Origin of the sequence: Pectobacterium peruviense, from assembly GCF_003312355.2 — a bacterium.
GTDB classification, from domain to species: domain Bacteria; phylum Pseudomonadota; class Gammaproteobacteria; order Enterobacterales; family Enterobacteriaceae; genus Pectobacterium; species Pectobacterium peruviense.
Map to the genome: position 1 here is coordinate 602,265 of NZ_CP161826.1, position 19,398 is coordinate 621,662.

The window sequence follows — 19,398 nt, forward strand, 5'->3', positions numbered from 1 at the left end:
ACACATGAGGATAAAGTGATGTCAGTAATTAATACCCAAGTTAAACCATTCAAAAACATGGCTTTCAAAGACGGTCAATTCATCGAAGTAACTGAGAAGAACATCGAAGGCAAATGGAGCGTGTTCTTCTTCTATCCGGCTGACTTTACGTTTGTCTGCCCGACCGAACTGGGTGATGTCGCTGACTACTACGACGAATTCCAACAGCGTGGCGTGGAAATTTACTCTGTTTCCACCGACACCCACTTCACGCACAAAGCGTGGCACAGCACCTCTGAAACCATTGGCAAAATCAAATACACCATGATCGGTGACCCAACGGGTCAACTGACGCGTAACTTTGAAAACATGCGCGAAGCAGAAGGTCTGGCCGATCGCGGTACGTTCATCGTTGACCCACAGGGCATCATCCAGGCGGTAGAAATCACGGCGGAAGGCATTGGCCGCGATGCCTCTGACCTGCTGCGTAAAGTGAAAGCGGCGCAGTACGTGGCTTCTCACCCAGGCGAAGTGTGCCCAGCCAAATGGAAAGAAGGCGAGGCTACGCTGGCTCCGTCTCTGGATCTGGTTGGCAAAATCTAAGCTAACACCACGGAAAACATAGCTGTGGAAAACATGGCTATTTTTGTCGGGTGCAATGCACCCGATTTTTATGGCCCGGCTTCTTTTCGGGCCAGCATGCTACACGATTTTGCCTTTGTACCAACTTGCCTAATTAAGGACGACCGATGCTCGACAATACGATGAAAGTCCAGTTGAAAGCCTATCTGGAAAAATTAACCAAACCTGTTGAGTTAATTGCGACTCTGGATGATTCCGCTAAATCTGCTGAAGTCAGAACCTTGCTGGCCGAGATCGCCGAGTTGTCTAATCAGGTAAGCTTTATTGAAAGGAACGATCTCTCAGTACGTAAGCCTTCGTTCCTGATTACCAATCCAGATTCCCAAAGCGGCCCGCGTTTTGCCGGCGCACCGATGGGACACGAATTTACCTCCCTGATTCTGGCGTTATTGCAGGTGGGCGGCCATCCGTCGAAAGAAGCGAAAGAATTACTCGATCAAATCCGCAATCTTGACGGCTTGTTCCACTTTGAAACGTATTACTCGCTGTCCTGCCACAACTGTCCGGACGTGGTACAGGCGCTGAATTTAATGGCGGTTCTGAATCCAAATATCACCCATACCGCGATTGACGGCGGTGTGTTTCAGGATGAGATTCAAAGCCGTAATGTTATGGGCGTTCCCACCATTTTCCTGAACGGCGAACACTTCAGTCAGGGGCGGACGAGCCTCGCTGAGATTGTGACTAAAATTGATACTGATGCGGGTGCTAAACAGGTTGAAAAGCTGAACCAGCGTGACGTCTATGATGTGTTAATCATCGGCAGCGGCCCAGCAGGTGCGGCAGCAGCGGTCTATTCGGCGCGCAAAGGGATCCGCACTGGGTTGGTCGGTGAACGCTTTGGCGGTCAGGTGCTGGATACCGTTGATATTGAAAACTATATTTCCGTCCCGAAAACGGAAGGTGCCAAACTGGCGACCGCGTTGAAAAGCCATGTTGACGACTATGATGTCGATGTTATCGACGCACAGAGTGCAGAAGCCTTAATTCCCGGCGGCGAACCAGGTAAACCGCATCAGGTGATCACCGTATCCGGCGCGACGCTGAAAGCACGTAGCGTGATCATTGCGACTGGTGCGCGCTGGAGGAACATGAATGTACCTGGTGAAGATCAGTATCGTACGCGTGGCGTAACGTACTGCCCACACTGTGATGGTCCGCTGTTTAAAGGTAAGCACGTTGCGGTGATTGGTGGGGGAAACTCCGGTGTAGAAGCGGCTATCGATCTGGCTGGCGTAGTGAAACATGTCACGCTGCTTGAGTTTGCACCAGAACTGAAAGCGGATTCGGTATTGCAGGAGAAGGTACGCAGCCTGCCGAATGTTGACGTCATTCTGAATGCGCAAACCACAGAAGTGAAAGGCGATGGGCAGAAAGTCACGGGGCTGAGCTACAAAGATCGTATTACCGACACGGTACATGATTTACCGCTGGAAGGGATCTTCGTGCAAATTGGCTTGTTGCCTAACACCCACTGGCTGGAAGGTACCGTCGCCAGAAACCGCATCGGTGAAATTGAGATCGATGCCAAGTGTGAAACTAGCGTGAAGGGGGTTTTTGCTGCTGGCGACTGTACGACGGTGCCGTACAAACAGATCATTATCGCGACGGGTGAAGGAGCAAAAGCGTCTTTGAGCGCATTTGATTACCTAATCAGAACTCGTGCGTAATATCGGTCTATAGGAGAGGGGAAAATTCGTCTCTCTCCTGTGACTCTGACGACGATCTTTACTTTCCGCGCGGCGGTGTCTCATAAAAGAGGCATCGCCGCGTTTTTTGCTTTTTATCGTAAAACTTTTCTTTTGATCGTAAAAATTAGAGCTCAGCCCTTGCCAAGAGACAATAAGAAATTCATAATGCCGTCCGCTTTGTGTTGTGGCTCGTTTTTTACTCTCTACACAGCACCGTATTTCGAGCGCTAGCGTTACCTCAATTCACATCATTTTTTATCAGTTAATACAAAACATCATATTCTTCTTAACAGACTTATCCACAGGCTGTCTGTTGGTTATTTATTAATCACGCTATGTTATTGATAAAACACTGTAGAGTATCTTATTGATATCTATTCATAAATTTTACTTATAAAATGCCATAACGATCGCTTGTACTTTTTGTGACAGTTGATTGGCAACGGTTTTTTTTATTTATTCACAGCGCGTGCGACAAACTGATGACAACCATTTGAGCGGCTCACGCATCGCGCGGTAATCCTTTCTCTACTGCACGAACAAGTCGTTTTTTCTGCGTGGATTGGACATCAATTTCCCGTGACGCGCGGCGTTCCAACTGCTGGTGAATTGCCCAGTGGATATGTTCATCCAACAATTCGCTTTCACCCAGACGGGTTTGCAGTGCCAGCACGATACTATCCTGATAGGGTGCGTTTCCCAGTGCGACAGCAATATTGCGTAGCCAGCGGAGATGCCCGATGCGCCGGATCGGCGATCCTTCCGTAATCCGCAGAAATTTCTCTTCATTCCAGCCGAACAATACCAGCAGCTCCGGCGTATGCAGCGCAGCGCGCGGACTGAAATCAGCCTCGTCGGTGAGCTGTGAAAACCGATTCCACGGACAAATCAGCTGGCAGTCATCGCAACCATAGATGCGGTTGCCCATCAGCGGACGGAATTCTTCAGGTATCGGACCTTCCAATTCGATAGTCAGGTAGGAAATGCAGCGGCGCGCATCAACGGTGTAAGGGGCGACAATCGCGCCGGTTGGGCAGGTCGTCATGCAGGCGACACAGCGACCACACTGCTCTTCTTGAGGTCGATCAACGGGCAGAGGTAAATCGATCAGCAGCTCACCGAGAAAGAACCAGGAACCCGCTTCTCGATTGAGAATTAGTGAGTGTTTACCAACCCAGCCAAGCCCGGCTTTTGCAGCTAAAGGACGCTCCATAATGGGAGCAGAATCGACGAATGGGCGAAAATTCAATTCACCGCAGTATTCCTGAATCTGGTCGCCGAGTTTTTTCAGACGCTGACGTAATAGCTTGTGGTAATCGCGACCCAGCGCATAACGGCTAACGTAGCCGAGCTCTGGGTTCTTTAAGGTGCTCGCAAATGCCGCTTTGGCGGGAAGATAATTCATACGGACGCTGATGACGCGGAGTGTGCCGGGCAGCAGTTCGTGCGGACGCGCCCGCAGCATACCATGGCGCGCCATCCAGTCCATTTCTCCGTGATATTGCTTATCCAGCCAAGCCTGAAGCCGAGGCTCTTCTGCGGACAAATCGGTGTCGCAGATGCCGACCTGCTGGAATCCCAATGCCTGTCCCCATTGCTTGATGTGTTGCGCTAATTCATTGAGATCGTAGGGGTATGACATGATGGGCCACAGAAATAAACAAGACGCGCTGATGTTACCATATTTGCGCTGTAGAGCCGATGTTTGCTGAGATGCGCGGAATGCTGGCAGTCGTTTAAGTTGCTTGCTAATTTTAAGTCATTGTCATGAAAACTAAGAGCAAATGATGACGAGTCACGATCGGAAACGAGAGGATGATTTGCCTGACTCGGTGTTTTACGCCGAGTGGGTGCGGCGTGAAGAAGCCAGAGCGGCCAGCGAGTCGGGGCTTTCGCTGTGGGAACTCATGCAGCGTGCGGGAGAAGCTGCATTTGAGGTGGCTCGCCAATGCTACCCGTCTGCCCGACGCTGGCGGGTGCTGGCTGGACACGGCAATAATGGTGGCGATGGATATGTGGTCGCCAGTTTGGCGTTGGCGGCGGGTGTGGAGGTGGATGTTGTTGCCTGCACCAGCGATAAGCCGCTGCCTGCTGATGCTAATCTTGCTCGGCAGCGCTGGCTGGATCAAGGCGGCCGTGTTGAAGAGGTGAGTGCGCAAGATGATGTTGATACGCTGTGGCCTGAAGGAATCGATCTCATTATTGATGGTTTACTGGGAACCGGCCTTTCCGCTGTACCACGCGAACCCTATGCCACGTTAATTACACAGGCGAATGCCTATCCCGTTCCGATTATTTCACTGGATATTCCCTCTGGTTTACATGCTGAAACTGGCACCTGCGCTGGCGTAGCGATCTGTGCGGCGCAGACGGTGACGTTTATCGCGCTGAAACCGGGGCTACTGACTGGCCGCGCCCGTGAGCAGGTTGGGAAGCTCCATTATCACTCGCTAGGATTGGAGGCGTGGCTGGACGGCCAAACCGCGCCGATACGGCGACTGACTGCGGCGCAACTTCCCGAATGGCTGACGCCACGTTCAGCCGGACAACATAAAGGCGATAACGGCAGGCTGCTGGTGGTAGGTGGTAACGCTGGCTTAGGCGGTGCGGTATTGATGGCTGCTGATGCGGCGCTACACAGCGGTGCAGGCTTGGTGCGAGTACTTACTCACAAACAGTATCAATCGGCGTTTCTGACGGTTCGACCGGAGTTGATGGTGCAAGAGCTGACGACAGACACGCTGCGACAGGGGCTGGAATGGGCCGATGTCGTGGTGATTGGGCCGGGTTTAGGGCAGGATGAATGGGCTAACAATGCGCTGCGTTTGGCAGAAAATTGTAACAAACCCATGTTATGGGATGCGGATGCACTCAACCTGCTGGCAATCAATCCGCATAAGCGGCAGAATCGCGTGCTGACACCTCACCCCGGCGAGGCGGCTCGTTTACTGAATTGCCGCGTGTCTGATATCGAAAGTGATCGCTTACTTGCGGCCACAAAGCTGGTAAAACGCTATGGCGGCGTTGTCGTATTAAAAGGTGCGGGAACGGTGATTGCCAGCGAGAAAGAAGAGATCGCGATTGCTGATGTGGGAAACCCCGGCATGGCGACAGGTGGCATGGGTGATGTGCTGTCAGGTATCGTTGGTGGTTTGCTGGCGCAAAAGCTCTCGCTGTATGATGCTGCTTGTGCGGGGTGTGTCGTACACGGTGCGGCGGCCGACTGGCTGGCGACGCGACGCGGCACCCGAGGTATGCTGGCAACCGATTTATTGCCCGTGTTGTTCCGCTATGTGAATCCCGAGCGGATGTTTCCAGAGCCGATATTTTTAGAACAGTAGATATTCTTAGAACAATAGAATGAAAAAAATAGTCTTACTTCTGCCGGATGAGGCAGCAACCATTTCATTAGGCACGGCGCTGGCGAAAGCCTGCGACGGTGCTTGTGTTATCCACCTTTATGGCGATCTCGGTGCGGGGAAAACGACGTTTAGTCGTGGATTCCTACAGGCGCGTGGTCATCAGGGCAATGTCAAAAGCCCCACTTATACTCTGGTAGAGCCTTATGCGTTATCCCCACTGGCTGTCTATCACTTTGATCTCTATCGACTGGCCGATCCGGAAGAGTTGGAGTTCATGGGGATCCGCGATTATCTGACGCAAGATGCCATTTGTCTGATTGAATGGCCGCAGCAGGGGGCTGGTGTACTGCCCGATGCGGATATCGAGCTGCATTTGCGCTATCAGGATGAGGGTCGACAGGCTGAACTGTTTGCTGTCTCCGCGACGGGAGACGCGATGTTACAACGTTTTTATCTTCAGCCAGGAACAACAGAATCATGATGAGTCGTATGGTTAAACTGTTCATCGGCGTATGGCTGTTGCTGGCAGGATCGGCGTGGGCGGCTAATCTGTCGGATATCAAAGTGGACAACGCGTCAGGCCAGGCCACGGTGCGTTTGAGCTTTAGCGGTCAGCCTATTTATGCTTTCTTCCCGCTCAGCAACCCTGCCAGAGTGGTCATCGATATTCGTCAGACTGGCGTCATTCAGGGATTACCGTTGGATTTCAGCGGACAAAATCTGATTAAGCGTGTGCGCACCAGCAACGCTCAGGACGCACAAAGCCTGCGTCTGGTGCTGGATTTGACTCAGGCAGCCAAGACGCGAGCGGTTACGCAAAAAGAAGGGGCTGGGTACGTTGTTGTTTTCACCATCACCGGTGATAAAGCAAAAACGGTACAAGCCTCAGCGCCTCCTGCTACACGGCAGCAAAATAGCGCGCCAGCAGAACCTGCAAAGAATCCGTTTACCAACAAACCGACTGTTGTCGTAAATAGCAGTGCGTCATCTACCCGAGTACCAGCCCGGCAGGGCAATGAACGGGTTGTTGTGGCAATTGATGCCGGTCACGGGGGGCAAGATCCTGGGGCGATTGGCACGAACGGGCTGCGGGAGAAAAATGTCACCATCTCTATCGCTCGTAAGTTACAAACCTTACTGAATAACGACCCGGCCTTTAAAGGCGTATTAACGCGCGATGGCGACTACTTTATCTCCGTCATGGGGCGTTCGGATGTGGCGCGTAAGCAGGGCGCGAACCTGTTAGTGTCGATTCACGCGGATGCTGCACCGAACCGTAATGCCAAAGGTGCCTCTGTTTGGGTGCTGTCCAACCGTCGTGCGAATAGCGAGATGGCAACCTGGCTGGAACAGCATGAAAAGCAGTCTGAACTGTTGGGGGGAGCAGGCGATCTGTTAGCGAACAGCAGCGCGGATCCTTATCTCAGTCAGGCGGTTTTGGATCTGCAATTTGGCCACTCCCAGCGTGTCGGGTATGACGTTGCGACTAAGGTGCTGCGTGAGCTACAGCGCGTCGGGGGGCTGCATAAACGACGCCCTGAGCACGCAAGCCTAGGCGTATTACGCTCGCCAGATATTCCTTCTCTGCTGGTGGAAACCGGGTTTATCACCAATGTCTCGGAAGAGCGGCTGTTGGGGAGTAACGACTATCAGGAAAAAATCGCCAATGCGATTTATCAGGGGCTGAGGGGGTACTTCCAGACGCACCCGATGCAATCCCTCCCAAAGCAGGAAAGCCGCCCACTACAGTCGGCGGCAAATGATACAGCGACATCGGGCAGCGACGTAACGACGGCGAAAGCGAGTGCGGGCAGCACGCGTCATATCGTCGCACGTGGCGAAACACTTTCTTCCATTGCTCGACGTTATGGTGTCAGCCTCGCGGCTATGCGTGACGTAAATAAGCTGAATAAAGACATCGTCTGGGTTGGACAGCGTTTGAATATTCCGGCGACAGGGGCGAAGCAGACGGCATCAACGCCTGCGCCCAAAAAGGCTGTACCGGTGAAGCATAAGGTCGTAAAGGGTGATAGCCTGAGTGCGATTGCTGCGCGTTACGGTGTCAGTATGAAAGAGATCCAACAGGCGAATAATATGCGTTCTGGTTCGGTACAACTGGGGCAAACGCTGATTATACCGTCCGCCTGATGCTTCATGCTGACGATGTCGATAGATTGAGGATAGTAAGAGGGATACGCCATGCCGATTCAGGTGCTGCCACCGCAGTTGGCTAACCAGATTGCCGCCGGAGAAGTGGTTGAGCGCCCGGCTTCGGTCGTGAAGGAGCTGGTGGAAAACAGTCTGGATGCAGGGGCGACCCGAATTGATATCGATATAGAACGCGGCGGTGCGAAGCTGATTCGTATTCGTGACAATGGCTCGGGCATCGGAAAGGATGAATTAACGCTGGCGCTGGCGCGTCATGCGACCAGTAAAATTGCCACGCTCGACGATCTGGAAGCGATCGTTAGCATGGGGTTTCGCGGCGAAGCGCTGGCGAGTATCAGTTCCGTCTCCCGTTTAACGCTGACATCACGCACTGCCGAACAATCTGAGGCCTGGCAGGCCTACGCCGAAGGGCGCGATATGGCGGTGACGGTCAAGCCAGCCGCTCATCCTGTGGGCACCACGCTGGAAGTGCTGGATCTGTTTTACAACACGCCCGCCCGCCGTAAATTTATGCGCACGGAAAAAACCGAATTCACCCATATTGATGAGGTCGTGCGCCGCATTGCACTTGCACGTTTCGATGTCGCCATCACGCTGCATCATAACGGTAAGCTGATGCGGCAGTATCGTGCAGCACCGGATAAAAATCAGTATGAACGCCGTTTAGGCAGTATCTGTGGTGCGACCTTCTTACAACATGCGCTCGCGGTGTCATGGCAACATGGCGATCTCACTATCCATGGCTGGGTCGCCGATCCGGTTGGTGCGAAACAGCTGCCGGATATGCAGTATTGCTATGTGAATCAGCGCATGATGCGCGATCGGCTCATTAATCATGCTATCCGGCAGGCTTATCAGGATCAGCTTAGCGACGAGCAGCAGCCCGCCTATGTTTTGTATCTGGAGATCGACCCGCATCAGGTGGATGTCAACGTTCATCCCGCCAAGCATGAGGTGCGGTTCCATCAGGCGCGGTTGGTACATGATTTCATCTATCAGGCCGTGATGTCCGTTCTACAGCAGGCCTCTGCGCCTGGGCTTGGCATGACTGAGCCAGAGACTGGGAAGCCCGTGCAATGGCAGCAGGAAAATCGTCCTGCCGCAGGCGAAAACCATTTTGCCCAGCCGCCGCGTACCGATAATTCTCCATCGTATGGCGGGAAAACACCCCGCACAGGCCATTCCGGTCAGGCGCGAGAATCTGCTTATTCCGGCTATCAGCCAGAGAATCCGTATCAGAAACAGCAGGGCGATCTGTATAAGGCGCTGCTGCAACCAACGGATAACGGAGCAAATACACCGCTGTCCGGCGAGCGCACTTCTGTACCAGCGAGTAGAGTTGTACCGTCGAATAGCGTTATGTCGTCGGACGTGGTTGTGCCATCCACGGTATTGCATGACGTATCCGCGACTCGAACCGCATCGGACACCGCAACCAGTAATAACAAACAGCGCGCGCCAGTTGAGTCACCGCTGGAAAGCCAATCGAGCGGCTTTGGACGGGTTCTCACGGTTTATCCACCGTGCTACGCGCTGTTGGAGTACCATAAGGGATTGGCGATGCTGTCGCTTCCCGTTGCCGAACGTTATCTGAAAGTCGTGCAGTTGACGCCCTCCGATGAGGGGCTGCGAGCACAGCCTTTACTGATTCCTCAGCGCCTGACGCTGAGTAAATCCGAACTGAACGTCTTGTCTACCCACCACGCTTTGCTGACACGTTTTGGTATTGATGTATTGGTTGAGTCACAACGTGCCACATTGCGTGCCGTACCTTTACCATTGCGCCAACAAAATTTACAAAACTTGATCTCTGAACTGATAGGCTATCTGGCCGACTATCAGACGGTTGAGACACAGCAGGTGGATGCTGGCGCATTGGCGTCGTGGATGGCAACGCGATTGCAGAGCGAGCAGGAAAACTGGAGCCACTCTCAGGCCATACAATTACTGACGGATGTCGAGCGGCTTTGTCCGCAACTGGCTAAAACGCCGCCGTCTGAACTTTTATATATGATGGACATCCATGATGCCATCCAGGCTTTAAAGCATGAATGATGTAGAAAACGCGTCGTTGCCGCCCGCTATTTTTATCATGGGGCCGACGGCGTCAGGAAAAACGGCATTGGCGATGACGTTACGAGAATATTTGCCGGTAGAGTTGATTAGCGTAGATTCCGCCCTCATCTATAAAAATATGGATATCGGGACGGCGAAGCCGAGTGCGGAAGAGCTGGCACTGGCGCCGCATCGGTTAATCGACATTCTCGATCCGACGGAGTCTTATTCTGCGGCCGATTTTCGCCGCGATGCACTACGTGAAATGGCGGACATTACCGCTGCCGGTCGCATCCCTCTACTAGTGGGGGGGACGATGCTGTATTTCAAGGCGCTGTTAGAGGGGCTTTCTCCTTTGCCATCAGCCGATGCCGCAGTGCGTCAACGCATTGAAGAACAGGCAAAAGAAATCGGCTGGGAAGCGATGCATCGGCAGCTTAGTGAGATCGATCCGGTTGCAGCAATTCGGATTCATCCAAATGATCCGCAGAGACTCTCGCGAGCACTGGAAGTTTTTTTCGTTTCAGGTAACACTTTAACTGAACTGACAAAAACGTCTGGCGACGCGCTGCCCTATCAGGTTCATCAGTTTGCTATCGCCCCGGCGACGCGTGAATTGTTGCATCAGCGGATTGAACAGCGTTTTCACCAGATGTTGGCGGCGGGTTTTGAGACAGAAGCCCGGACATTGTTTGCCCGGCAAGACCTTCATACGGATATGCCCTCTATTCGTTGCGTTGGTTATCGCCAGATGTGGTCATATTTATCCGGTGAAATTGATTACGATGAGATGGTTTATCGGGGAGTTTGTGCGACGCGCCAGTTAGCGAAGCGGCAAATGACCTGGCTGCGCGGTTGGGATGATGTGTGCTGGCTGGATAGCGAAAAACCGACTGAGGCACTGGACAAGGTAATTCAGGTTGTTAGTGCATAGGTTGAGTGATTGTGTACAATCGGTGAGTCTCAGCGTGCAAGTTTTTTACACCGTTATTTTAGAGCCGTTGGGCTCTTTGTTACAAACAACATACAAATAAGGAAAATATAGAATGGCTAAGGGGCAATCTTTGCAAGATCCGTTCTTGAACGCTTTGCGTCGTGAACGTGTTCCGGTTTCGATTTATTTGGTGAACGGTATTAAGTTGCAAGGTCAGATCGAATCTTTCGATCAGTTCGTGATTTTGTTGAAAAACACGGTCAGTCAGATGGTTTATAAGCACGCCATCTCTACAGTTGTTCCTTCTCGCCCAGTTTCTCACCATAGCAACAATCCAGGCGGCAGCAACAACTATCACGGTAGTAACACGACTGCTCAACAGTCGTCGCAGGATGCTGATGACGCCGAATAAGGCGTATTGTCAATTCACCACGGCGCGGGAGAGCTGGACGCATCGCTCGGCTCCTTCGCTGTGGTGTTTTTTGCTCGTTTGAGAGGTTACTCGCTTGTTTGACCGTTATGAATCAGGTGAACGGGCCATATTAGTTCATGTTTTTTTCTCGCAAGATAGAGATACTGAAGATCTGCTGGAGTTTGAATCTCTGGTTTCTTCTGCAGGTATTGAATCCTTGCAGGTTGTTACCGGTAGCCGCAAGGCGCCTCACCCCAAGTATTTTGTCGGGGAAGGTAAAGCCGAAGAAATTGCTCAGGCAGTAAAAGAAACTGGCGCGTTTGTCGTGCTGTTTGATCACGCGCTGACGCCTGCTCAAGAACGTAATCTAGAGCGTTTGTGCGAGTGCCGGGTGATCGACCGTACCGGATTGATTTTAGATATTTTTGCCCAGCGTGCGCGTACTCACGAGGGGAAATTACAGGTAGAGCTGGCACAGTTGCGCCACCTTGCGACCCGACTGGTTCGTGGTTGGACGCACCTTGAACGCCAGAAGGGTGGTATCGGTTTACGCGGCCCAGGTGAAACCCAGCTTGAAACCGACCGTCGTTTATTGCGTAACCGTATCAGTCAGATACTGTCGCGTCTCGAACGGGTAGAAAAACAGCGTGAACAGGGGCGCCGGTCACGAGTTCGCGCCGATGTTCCTACCGTTTCGCTGGTGGGCTATACCAACGCGGGTAAATCCACGCTGTTTAACAAGATTACATCGGCGGGCGTCTATGTCGCCGATCAGTTATTTGCCACACTGGATCCAACATTGCGCCGCATTCAAGTGGATGATGTCGGTGATACAGTGCTGGCGGATACCGTAGGTTTTATCCGGCAGTTACCCCACGATTTGGTGGCTGCGTTTAAGGCTACATTACAGGAAACACGTCAGGCCTCACTGTTGCTGCACGTTGTTGATGCCGCCGATCCTCGTCTTGACGAGAATATCGACGCGGTTAATGACGTACTGGCGGAAATCGAGGCAGATGAAATACCTGCGCTGTTGGTAATGAACAAGATTGATATGCTGGATGATTTCGTTCCGCGTATCGATCGCAACGAAGAGAATCTACCGATACGGGTCTGGCTTTCAGCACAGACTGGTGACGGTATTGCGTTGCTATTTCAGGCATTGACTGAGCGGCTTTCCGGGGAAATCGCACAATATACTTTGCACCTTCCCCCGCAGGCAGGACGCTTGCGTAGTCGTTTTTACCAGCTTCAGGCAATAGAAAAAGAATGGATTGAAGAGGATGGGCAAATTGGTCTGGTTATCCGTATGCCGATTGCTGACTGGCGCCGCCTCTGCAAAAAAGAGCAGGAACTGATGGACTATATTGTCTGACAGGCAAAAAACAGTCTGCACGGCGAAATAGTCTGACGGACTCTGGGATATTGAACCTGAAGAACACCTATCATAAAGAATGGAGCTAAAACATGGCGTGGAATCAGCCCGGTAATAACGGACAAGACCGCGACCCGTGGGGGAGCAGCAGCAATAATGGCGGCAACTCTGGCGGAAATAACAATAAAGGTGGCCGAGATCAGGGGCCGCCGGATCTGGACGACATCTTCCGTAAACTGAGCAAAAAACTCAGCGATCTGGGTGGCGGAAAAGGTTCTGGCTCAAGCAACAGCGGAAATTCTGGCGGCCCAGCATTGGGTGGCCGGATCGTCGGTATCGCTGCCGTCGCTGCTGTTGTCATCTGGGCTGCTACTGGTTTCTATACCATTAAAGAAGCGGAACGCGGTGTCGTAACGCGCTTTGGTAAGTTCAGCCATTTGGTTGGACCTGGTCTTAACTGGAAACCAACCTTTATCGACTCTGTTCGCGCGGTGAACGTTGAGTCGGTGCGCGAACTGGCGACCTCGGGTGTGATGTTGACATCTGATGAAAACGTCGTGCGCGTTGAAATGAACGTACAGTATCGTGTCACACAACCTGAGCAATATCTGTTCAGCGTAACCAATGCGGATGACAGCCTGCGTCAGGCAACTGACAGTGCGCTGCGTGGCGTTATTGGTAAGTACACGATGGACAAAATTTTGACTGAAGGCCGTACCATTGTGCGTACGGATACCCAGCGTGTACTGGAAGAGACTGTTCGTCCGTACAACATGGGTATCACGCTGCTTGACGTCAACTTCCAGACCGCACGTCCGCCGGAAGAAGTGAAGGCCGCGTTTGATGATGCGATTGCCGCACGTGAAAACGAACAGCAATATATTCGTGAAGCGGAAGCGTACGCGAACGAAGTGCAGCCGCGTGCTAACGGTCAGGCGCAACGTATTCTGGAAGAGTCTCGCGCTTATAAAACCCGTACCGTTCTGGAAGCTCAGGGTGAAGTTGCCCGTTTTGCCAGAGTATTACCGGAATATAAAGCGGCGCCAGAAATCACCCGCGAGCGTTTGTATATCGAAACGATGGAACGCGTGCTGAGCCATACTCGTAAGGTTTTGGTCAATGACAAGGGGAGTAACCTGATGGTGCTGCCGTTGGATCAGATGCTGCGTGGGCAAGGTGGTGAAAATACGCAAAGCAACAGCAGCGCTAATCCACTGCGTTTGCCTAGCAACAGCAGCGGTGCGGCGAATAGCAACCAAACGCGCAGCAGTAACAATGGAAATATCATGGATCAGCGCAAAGCAAATGCGCAGCGTGATGACTTCACTCGAGTAGGGAGAGAATAATCGATGCGTAAGCCCTTACTATTTATCCTGATCCTAGTACTGATGGTGGTCTATGCGTCACTGTTTGTGGTGCAGGAAGGCCAGCGCGGCATTGTGATGCGTTTTGGTAAAGTATTGCGTGATGACGAAAACAAGCCGCTGATTTATGTACCGGGATTGCAGTTCAAGGTTCCGTTTATCGACTCAGTGAAAATGCTGGATGCTCGTATCCAAACCATGGAAAACCAGGCTGACCGCTTCATCACTAAAGAGCAGAAAGACCTGATTGTCGATTCTTACCTCAAATGGCGTATCAGCGATTTCAGCCGTTACTATCTGGCAACGGGCGGTGGTGACATCTCTCAAGCTGAAGTACTGCTGAAACGTAAATTCAGTGACCGTCTGCGTTCTGAGATTGGTCGTCTGGATGTGAAAGGCATTGTTACCGACTCACGTGGCCAACTGATGTCTGACGTGCGTGAAGCGCTGAATACCGGTACCGGTGAAACCACTGAAGCCGATAATGCGATTGCATCTGCTGCTGCGCGTGTTGAGAAAGAGACGACGAGCAACGAACCTCACATCAACCCTAACAGCATGGCTGCGCTGGGTATTGAGGTTATCGATGTGCGTATTAAGCAAATCAACCTGCCAACCGAAGTGTCTGACGCAATTTACCAACGTATGCGTGCAGAGCGTGAAGCGGTAGCGCGTCGCCACCGTTCACAAGGTCAGGAAGAAGCTGAAAAGTTGAAAGCGACGGCAGACTATGAAGTTACCCGTACGCTGGCTGAAGCCGAGCGCCAAGGGCGTATCACCCGCGGTGAAGGGGATGCCGAAGCGGCGAAACTGTTTGCGAACGCATTCAGCGAAGATCCTGACTTCTACTCTTTCATTCGTAGCCTGCGTGCGTATGAAAGTAGCTTCAGTAATAATCAGGACGTAATGGTTCTCAGCCCGGATAGCGACTTCTTCCGCTACATGAAGTCACCGGAAAGCAGCATGGCACCACGCCGCTGATAGTCATTAACTGACGTCTTTCATCAAGCCCGGGTTATTGCACCGGGCTTTTTTTTGTCATTTTCTGGCAGAGATAACTCAAAGGGTTTGGTCCTGTTCTTACTCGGAGCAGGAAAAAGGGGCTGTTATGAATTCAACGATTTGGCTGGCGCTCGGGCTGGTTTTGGTACTTGAAGGGCTGGGTCCGTTGCTGTTTCCTCGCCTTTGGCGGCGGATGATTTTGGGAATGGCACAGTTACCGGATAATATTTTGCGGCGTTTTGGTGGCGGAATAGTCGTTGCAGGGTGCGTGATCTACTACATGTTGCGTAGCCGGATGGGTGGCTAAAATTAAGCGGAAAAATGTGCGCAACCGTGTGCTAAAAGTACTGAAAGCATCCAAATGAGATGGTAGAATCCTTTTTTAAGCAACCTGGTGATTCTTGAAATGGGTAAGAACGTCGTCGTACTGGGCACCCAATGGGGTGACGAAGGTAAAGGCAAGGTCGTTGACCTGCTGACTGAACGGGCTAAATATGTTGTGCGCTATCAGGGTGGTCACAACGCTGGCCATACGCTGGTTATCAACGGTGAAAAAACCGTCCTTCATTTAATTCCTTCTGGCATTCTGCGTGAAAATGTTGTCAGCATCATCGGTAACGGTGTTGTGCTGGCGCCTGACGCATTCATGAAAGAAATGACGGAGCTTGAAGCGCGTGGCGTCCCGGTACGCGAACGCCTGCTGCTTTCTGAAGCCTGTCCGTTAATCCTGCCTTATCACGTCGCATTGGATAACGCGCGTGAAAAAGCGCGTGGCGCGAAAGCAATTGGTACTACGGGTCGCGGTATCGGTCCTGCGTATGAAGATAAAGTTGCTCGCCGTGGTCTGCGTGTTGGCGATCTGTTTGATAAAGAAACCTTTGCTGTCAAACTGAAAGAAATCGTCGAATACCATAACTTCCAACTGGTTAACTACTACAAAGTTGATGCTGTCGACTACCAGAAAGTGTTGGACGATGTGCTGGCGATCGCCGACATCCTGACTGCTATGGTCGTTGATGTGTCTGATTTGCTGTACAAGGCGCACCTGCGTGGCGATTTCGTCATGTTTGAAGGCGCGCAGGGTACGCTGCTGGATATCGACCACGGTACCTATCCGTACGTGACCTCCTCAAATACCACTGCGGGCGGCGTTGCCACCGGCTCTGGCTTGGGTCCACGTTATGTCGATTATGTGCTGGGTATCGTTAAAGCCTACTCTACCCGTGTGGGTGCAGGTCCATTCCCGACTGAGCTGTTTGAAGAAGTGGGTGAGCATCTGTCTCAGAAAGGTAACGAGTTTGGTGCGACTACGGGTCGTCGTCGTCGTACTGGCTGGCTGGATGCGGTTGCCGTGCGTCGTGCGGTACAGATCAACTCGCTGTCAGGTTTCTGCCTGACCAAGCTGGATGTTCTGGATGGTCTGAAAGAGATTAAGATCTGCGTAGGCTATCGTTTGCCGAATGGCACCGAAGTAGATACTACTCCGCTGGCTGCTGAAGGCTGGGAAGGTCTTGAGCCGATTTACGAAACTGTGCCGGGTTGGTCTGAAAGCACATTTGGCGTGAAAGATCACAGCAAGCTGCCGCAGGCTGCGCTGAACTACATCAAACGTATCGAAGAAGTTACCGGTGTGCCGATTGATATTATTTCCACCGGCCCAGATCGCAGCGAAACAATGGTGTTGCGCGATCCGTTCGACGCTTGATTGCACCACGCTTAACGAGTGATGCAATATGAAAAAGGACGGGATTCCCGTCCTTTTTGCTATCTAGCGTTTAGCTGTTGTAGAACAGCACGGCTTCCTACAGTGATTCTTGTGCGTCTTTCGCCTTCTGCGCTTTCTTCTTCAGGCTATCCAGCAGCTTATTATGGATGTTACTGAACCCACCGTTACTCATGACCAGAATATGGTCGCCTGGCTGTGCAGTCTTGACGATGTTTTCTACCAGCATATCAATATCCGCGCTCCAGTGAGCGGGCTGTACACAGGCTTCTGCAACTTCTACAACCTGCCACGGAATATGCGTCGGCTGGAAGAGGAATACTTCATCGGCGCGGCCTAATGACGGAGCCAGTTCGTTTTTGCACATCCCCAATTTCATGGTGTTTGAACGGGGCTCCAGTACGGCTAAAATACGGGCTGTACCTCCCACCTTGCTGCGTAGTGCCGACAGTGTCGCTAGAATTGCAGTAGGGTGATGTGCAAAATCGTCATAAACTGTGACGCCATGCTCCGTACCACGTAATTCAAGGCGGCGGCGCGCGTTGATAAATCCGCCCAGCGCGCGGCAGGCATCTGCGGGCAGCACGCCGACGTGATGTGCGGCAGCAATCGCCATCAATCCGTTGTGCATGTTGTGTTCACCCACCAGTTTCCAGTGGACTTCACCGACAAGCTCATTGTTCAGGTAAACCTGATATTGGCTGGCATCAATGGCCACTTTCTGTGCCCGCCAAACGCCTTCTTCGCCGACCAATTCCTGTTCACTCCAGCATCCCATCCCCATCACCTGTTTGAGATTAAGATCGTTGGTTGGCAGGATGATCTTCCCGCTGCCGGGCACCAGTCGAACAAGGTGGTGGAACTGTTTCTGAATGGCTTTCAGATCGTCAAAGATGTCAGCGTGATCGAACTCAAGGTTGTTGAGTACCAGCGTTCTTGGGCAGTAATGTACGAATTTTGAGCGTTTGTCGAAGAACGCGCAGTCGTATTCATCGGCTTCAAGCACCATGAACGGGCTGTCACCCAACCGTGCGGAAACGGTGAAGTTGCCGGGAACGCCACCGATCACAAAGCCCGGTTGGTAGCCGCAGTCTTCCAGAATCCAGGTGACCATCCCCGCAGTAGTGGTTTTACCATGTGTTCCCGCAACGGCAATCACCCAGCGATCGCGCAGTACATAGTCATGCAGCCACTGTGGACCGGAAACATAGGGTAATCCTTGTTCCAGTACAGCTTCGACGCACGGGTTTCCGCGTGACATCGCATTACCGATGATGACCAGATCGGGGGCGTGAGCAAGCTGTGCCGGATCGTATCCCTGGATCAGCGTGATTCCCTGCTCTTCAAGTAAGGTACTCATGGGAGGATAAACATTCGCATCTGAGCCCGTGACGTCATGCCCCAGCGAGCGGGCGAGTAGGGCAAGGCCACCCATAAAGGTGCCGCAGATACCTAAAATATGAATACGCATACATTTTCCATCTTCACTGTGAGTCTGCGTCACATTCTAACGCTATGAATCCGCCATAAGAAATGGATTTGACTAGGTACTCACTTTCTCTTTGGGCTACACTGCATGCGCAAACGTTGGCGGTGCAGAAATGAAACCGCTTTTCATCCGTAGATTTTGGAATAGTGTTATGAAAACGTTAGGCGAATTTATCGTCGAAAAACAGCACGATTTCTCTCACGCCACAGGTGAGCTTACCGCGCTGCTGTCTGCTATTAAACTGGGCGCCAAGATTATTCACCGTGATATCAATAAAGCAGGTTTGGTTGATATCTTGGGTGCCAGCGGTATTTCTAATGTTCAGGGCGAAGTGCAGATGAAGCTCGATCTGTATGCCAATGAGAAACTGAAAGCTGCATTAAAAGCGCGTGGTGAAGTGGCAGGTATCGCCTCTGAAGAAGAAGACGAAATTGTCATCTTTGAGGGCGATAAGGCGGAAAACGCTAAATATGTGGTTCTGATGGACCCACTGGACGGCTCGTCAAATATTGATGTGAACGTCTCTGTCGGTACGATTTTTTCTATTTATCGCCGTATTACGCCGCTGGGAACTTCAGTCACGGAAGCTGATTTCTTGCAGCCGGGTAGCCAGCAGGTTGCTGCGGGCTACATCGTTTACGGTTCTTCTACCATGCTGGTGTACACCACGGGTCACGGCGTTCACGCTTTTACCTACGATCCATCGCTCGGTGTATTCTGCCTCTCGCATGAAAAAGTTTGCTTCCCGGAAAAAGGGAATATGTATTCCATCAACGAAGGGAACTACATCAAGTTTCCTGCCGGCGTGAAGAAATACATCAAATACTGTCAGGAGCAGGATGAAGAGACGCAGCGTCCTTATACGTCGCGTTATATCGGTTCACTGGTAGCGGATTTCCATCGTAACCTGCTGAAAGGCGGGATTTACCTGTACCCGAGCACGGCGAGCTATCCGAAAGGCAAACTGCGTTTGCTGTACGAATGCAACCCGATGGCGTTCTTGGCGGAGCAGGCGGGTGGTAAGGCTAGCGACGGTAAAAACCGTATTCTGGATATCACGCCAGAGAAACTGCATCAGCGCTCACCGTTCTTTGTGGGAACAGAATCCATGGTTGATGACGTTGAACGTTTCATCCGTGAATTTCCCGATGCTTAATTAGCACAATTCCGTGTTGTCGGGTTCTCTGCCAATGCGGGATTG

At 52.0% G+C, this 19,398-nt stretch carries 16 protein-coding genes; 14 read left to right on the forward strand and 2 right to left on the reverse strand.

Going from position 1 to position 19,398, the window contains the following annotated elements:
* The first annotated feature begins 18 nt into the window (after positions 1-18).
* Together ahpC and ahpF are read left to right on the forward strand one after the other, a co-directional pair.
* Positions 19-582 (forward strand): alkyl hydroperoxide reductase subunit C, encoded by a 564-nt coding sequence (gene ahpC / locus DUT67_RS02780; protein WP_048262565.1) that lies wholly within the window; start codon positions 19-21, stop codon positions 580-582.
* Between the two features lie 146 nt (positions 583-728).
* Positions 729-2,291, forward strand: coding sequence for an alkyl hydroperoxide reductase subunit F (ahpF, locus tag DUT67_RS02785; protein ID WP_113633175.1), 1,563 nt, complete (start codon positions 729-731; stop codon positions 2,289-2,291).
* Between the two features lie 523 nt (positions 2,292-2,814).
* Here ahpF and queG read toward each other — a convergent pair.
* Positions 2,815-3,954 (reverse strand): tRNA epoxyqueuosine(34) reductase QueG, encoded by a 1,140-nt coding sequence (queG, locus tag DUT67_RS02790; RefSeq protein ID WP_113633174.1) that lies wholly within the window; start codon positions 3,952-3,954, stop codon positions 2,815-2,817.
* A 142-nt stretch (positions 3,955-4,096) separates the two neighbouring features.
* Between queG and nnr the strand changes: the two genes are divergently transcribed.
* The 11 genes from nnr (at position 4,097) to DUT67_RS02845 (ending at position 16,690) form a co-directional block, all read left to right on the forward strand.
* Complete coding sequence (nnr, locus tag DUT67_RS02795; RefSeq protein ID WP_113633173.1) at positions 4,097-5,653, forward strand: bifunctional ADP-dependent NAD(P)H-hydrate dehydratase/NAD(P)H-hydrate epimerase; 1,557 nt, start codon at positions 4,097-4,099, stop codon at positions 5,651-5,653.
* 19 nt (positions 5,654-5,672) lie between these two features.
* On the forward strand, positions 5,673-6,155 hold the full coding sequence (gene tsaE, locus DUT67_RS02800) for a tRNA (adenosine(37)-N6)-threonylcarbamoyltransferase complex ATPase subunit type 1 TsaE (protein WP_113633172.1): 483 nt from the start codon (positions 5,673-5,675) through the stop codon (positions 6,153-6,155).
* Positions 6,152-7,822 (forward strand): N-acetylmuramoyl-L-alanine amidase AmiB, encoded by a 1,671-nt coding sequence (gene amiB / locus DUT67_RS02805; protein WP_113633171.1) that lies wholly within the window; start codon positions 6,152-6,154, stop codon positions 7,820-7,822. Before tsaE ends, amiB begins: the two co-directional genes overlap by 4 nt.
* A 51-nt stretch (positions 7,823-7,873) precedes the next feature.
* Positions 7,874-9,898 (forward strand): DNA mismatch repair endonuclease MutL, encoded by a 2,025-nt coding sequence (gene mutL / locus DUT67_RS02810; RefSeq protein ID WP_113633170.1) that lies wholly within the window; start codon positions 7,874-7,876, stop codon positions 9,896-9,898.
* Entirely contained in the window at positions 9,891-10,832 is a 942-nt protein-coding gene (miaA, locus tag DUT67_RS02815) for a tRNA (adenosine(37)-N6)-dimethylallyltransferase MiaA (RefSeq protein ID WP_113633169.1), read from the forward strand. The genes mutL and miaA overlap by 8 nt, the downstream gene beginning before the upstream one ends.
* A gap of 112 nt (positions 10,833-10,944) precedes the next feature.
* Positions 10,945-11,244, forward strand: coding sequence for an RNA chaperone Hfq (gene hfq, locus DUT67_RS02820; protein WP_048262546.1), 300 nt, complete (start codon positions 10,945-10,947; stop codon positions 11,242-11,244).
* Positions 11,245-11,338: 94 nt separating this feature from the next.
* The gene (gene hflX, locus DUT67_RS02825; protein ID WP_048262543.1) at positions 11,339-12,619 is read left to right on the forward strand and encodes a ribosome rescue GTPase HflX; all 1,281 of its coding nucleotides are present in this window, start codon (positions 11,339-11,341) and stop codon (positions 12,617-12,619) included.
* Positions 12,620-12,711: 92 nt separating this feature from the next.
* A complete protein-coding gene (hflK, locus tag DUT67_RS02830; RefSeq protein WP_048262539.1) occupies positions 12,712-13,965 on the forward strand; it encodes an FtsH protease activity modulator HflK in 1,254 nt (417 codons plus the stop codon).
* A gap of 3 nt (positions 13,966-13,968) precedes the next feature.
* Positions 13,969-14,964 carry a protease modulator HflC gene (hflC, locus tag DUT67_RS02835; protein ID WP_048262536.1) on the forward strand — a complete coding sequence of 332 codons (996 nt, stop codon included), beginning with the start codon at positions 13,969-13,971 and terminating at the stop codon, positions 14,962-14,964.
* Positions 14,965-15,091: 127 nt separating this feature from the next.
* Positions 15,092-15,292 (forward strand): DUF2065 domain-containing protein, encoded by a 201-nt coding sequence (locus tag DUT67_RS02840; protein ID WP_048262534.1) that lies wholly within the window; start codon positions 15,092-15,094, stop codon positions 15,290-15,292.
* 99 nt (positions 15,293-15,391) lie between these two features.
* On the forward strand, positions 15,392-16,690 hold the full coding sequence (locus DUT67_RS02845; RefSeq protein ID WP_048262531.1) for an adenylosuccinate synthase: 1,299 nt from the start codon (positions 15,392-15,394) through the stop codon (positions 16,688-16,690).
* 97 nt (positions 16,691-16,787) lie between these two features.
* On the opposite strand, the gene mpl is transcribed toward DUT67_RS02845, so the two are convergent.
* Entirely contained in the window at positions 16,788-18,179 is a 1,392-nt protein-coding gene (gene mpl / locus DUT67_RS02850; protein ID WP_113633168.1) for a UDP-N-acetylmuramate:L-alanyl-gamma-D-glutamyl-meso-diaminopimelate ligase, read from the reverse strand.
* Between the two features lie 169 nt (positions 18,180-18,348).
* Between mpl and fbp the strand changes: the two genes are divergently transcribed.
* The gene (fbp, locus tag DUT67_RS02855; RefSeq protein WP_039487368.1) at positions 18,349-19,353 is read left to right on the forward strand and encodes a class 1 fructose-bisphosphatase; all 1,005 of its coding nucleotides are present in this window, start codon (positions 18,349-18,351) and stop codon (positions 19,351-19,353) included.
* Positions 19,354-19,398 lie beyond the last annotated feature (45 nt).

Excerpts from the sequence above, each read along its gene's own strand:
- mpl (WP_113633168.1), bottom strand. The coding sequence starts at position 18,179 with ATGCGTATTCATATTTTAGGTATCTGCGGCACCTTTATGGGTGGCCTT.
- nnr (WP_113633173.1), top strand. The coding sequence starts at position 4,097 with ATGATGACGAGTCACGATCGGAAACGAGAGGATGATTTGCCTGACTCG.
- miaA (WP_113633169.1), top strand. The coding sequence starts at position 9,891 with ATGAATGATGTAGAAAACGCGTCGTTGCCGCCCGCTATTTTTATCATG.
- tsaE (WP_113633172.1), top strand. The coding sequence starts at position 5,673 with ATGAAAAAAATAGTCTTACTTCTGCCGGATGAGGCAGCAACCATTTCA.
- hflC (WP_048262536.1), top strand. The coding sequence starts at position 13,969 with ATGCGTAAGCCCTTACTATTTATCCTGATCCTAGTACTGATGGTGGTC.
- hfq (WP_048262546.1), top strand. The coding sequence starts at position 10,945 with ATGGCTAAGGGGCAATCTTTGCAAGATCCGTTCTTGAACGCTTTGCGT.
- mutL (WP_113633170.1), top strand. The coding sequence starts at position 7,874 with ATGCCGATTCAGGTGCTGCCACCGCAGTTGGCTAACCAGATTGCCGCC.
- amiB (WP_113633171.1), top strand. The coding sequence starts at position 6,152 with ATGATGAGTCGTATGGTTAAACTGTTCATCGGCGTATGGCTGTTGCTG.
- fbp (WP_039487368.1), top strand. The coding sequence starts at position 18,349 with ATGAAAACGTTAGGCGAATTTATCGTCGAAAAACAGCACGATTTCTCT.
- ahpF (WP_113633175.1), top strand. The coding sequence starts at position 729 with ATGCTCGACAATACGATGAAAGTCCAGTTGAAAGCCTATCTGGAAAAA.
- ahpC (WP_048262565.1), top strand. The coding sequence starts at position 19 with ATGTCAGTAATTAATACCCAAGTTAAACCATTCAAAAACATGGCTTTC.
- DUT67_RS02845 (WP_048262531.1), top strand. The coding sequence starts at position 15,392 with ATGGGTAAGAACGTCGTCGTACTGGGCACCCAATGGGGTGACGAAGGT.
- hflK (WP_048262539.1), top strand. The coding sequence starts at position 12,712 with ATGGCGTGGAATCAGCCCGGTAATAACGGACAAGACCGCGACCCGTGG.
- DUT67_RS02840 (WP_048262534.1), top strand. The coding sequence starts at position 15,092 with ATGAATTCAACGATTTGGCTGGCGCTCGGGCTGGTTTTGGTACTTGAA.
- queG (WP_113633174.1), bottom strand. The coding sequence starts at position 3,954 with ATGTCATACCCCTACGATCTCAATGAATTAGCGCAACACATCAAGCAA.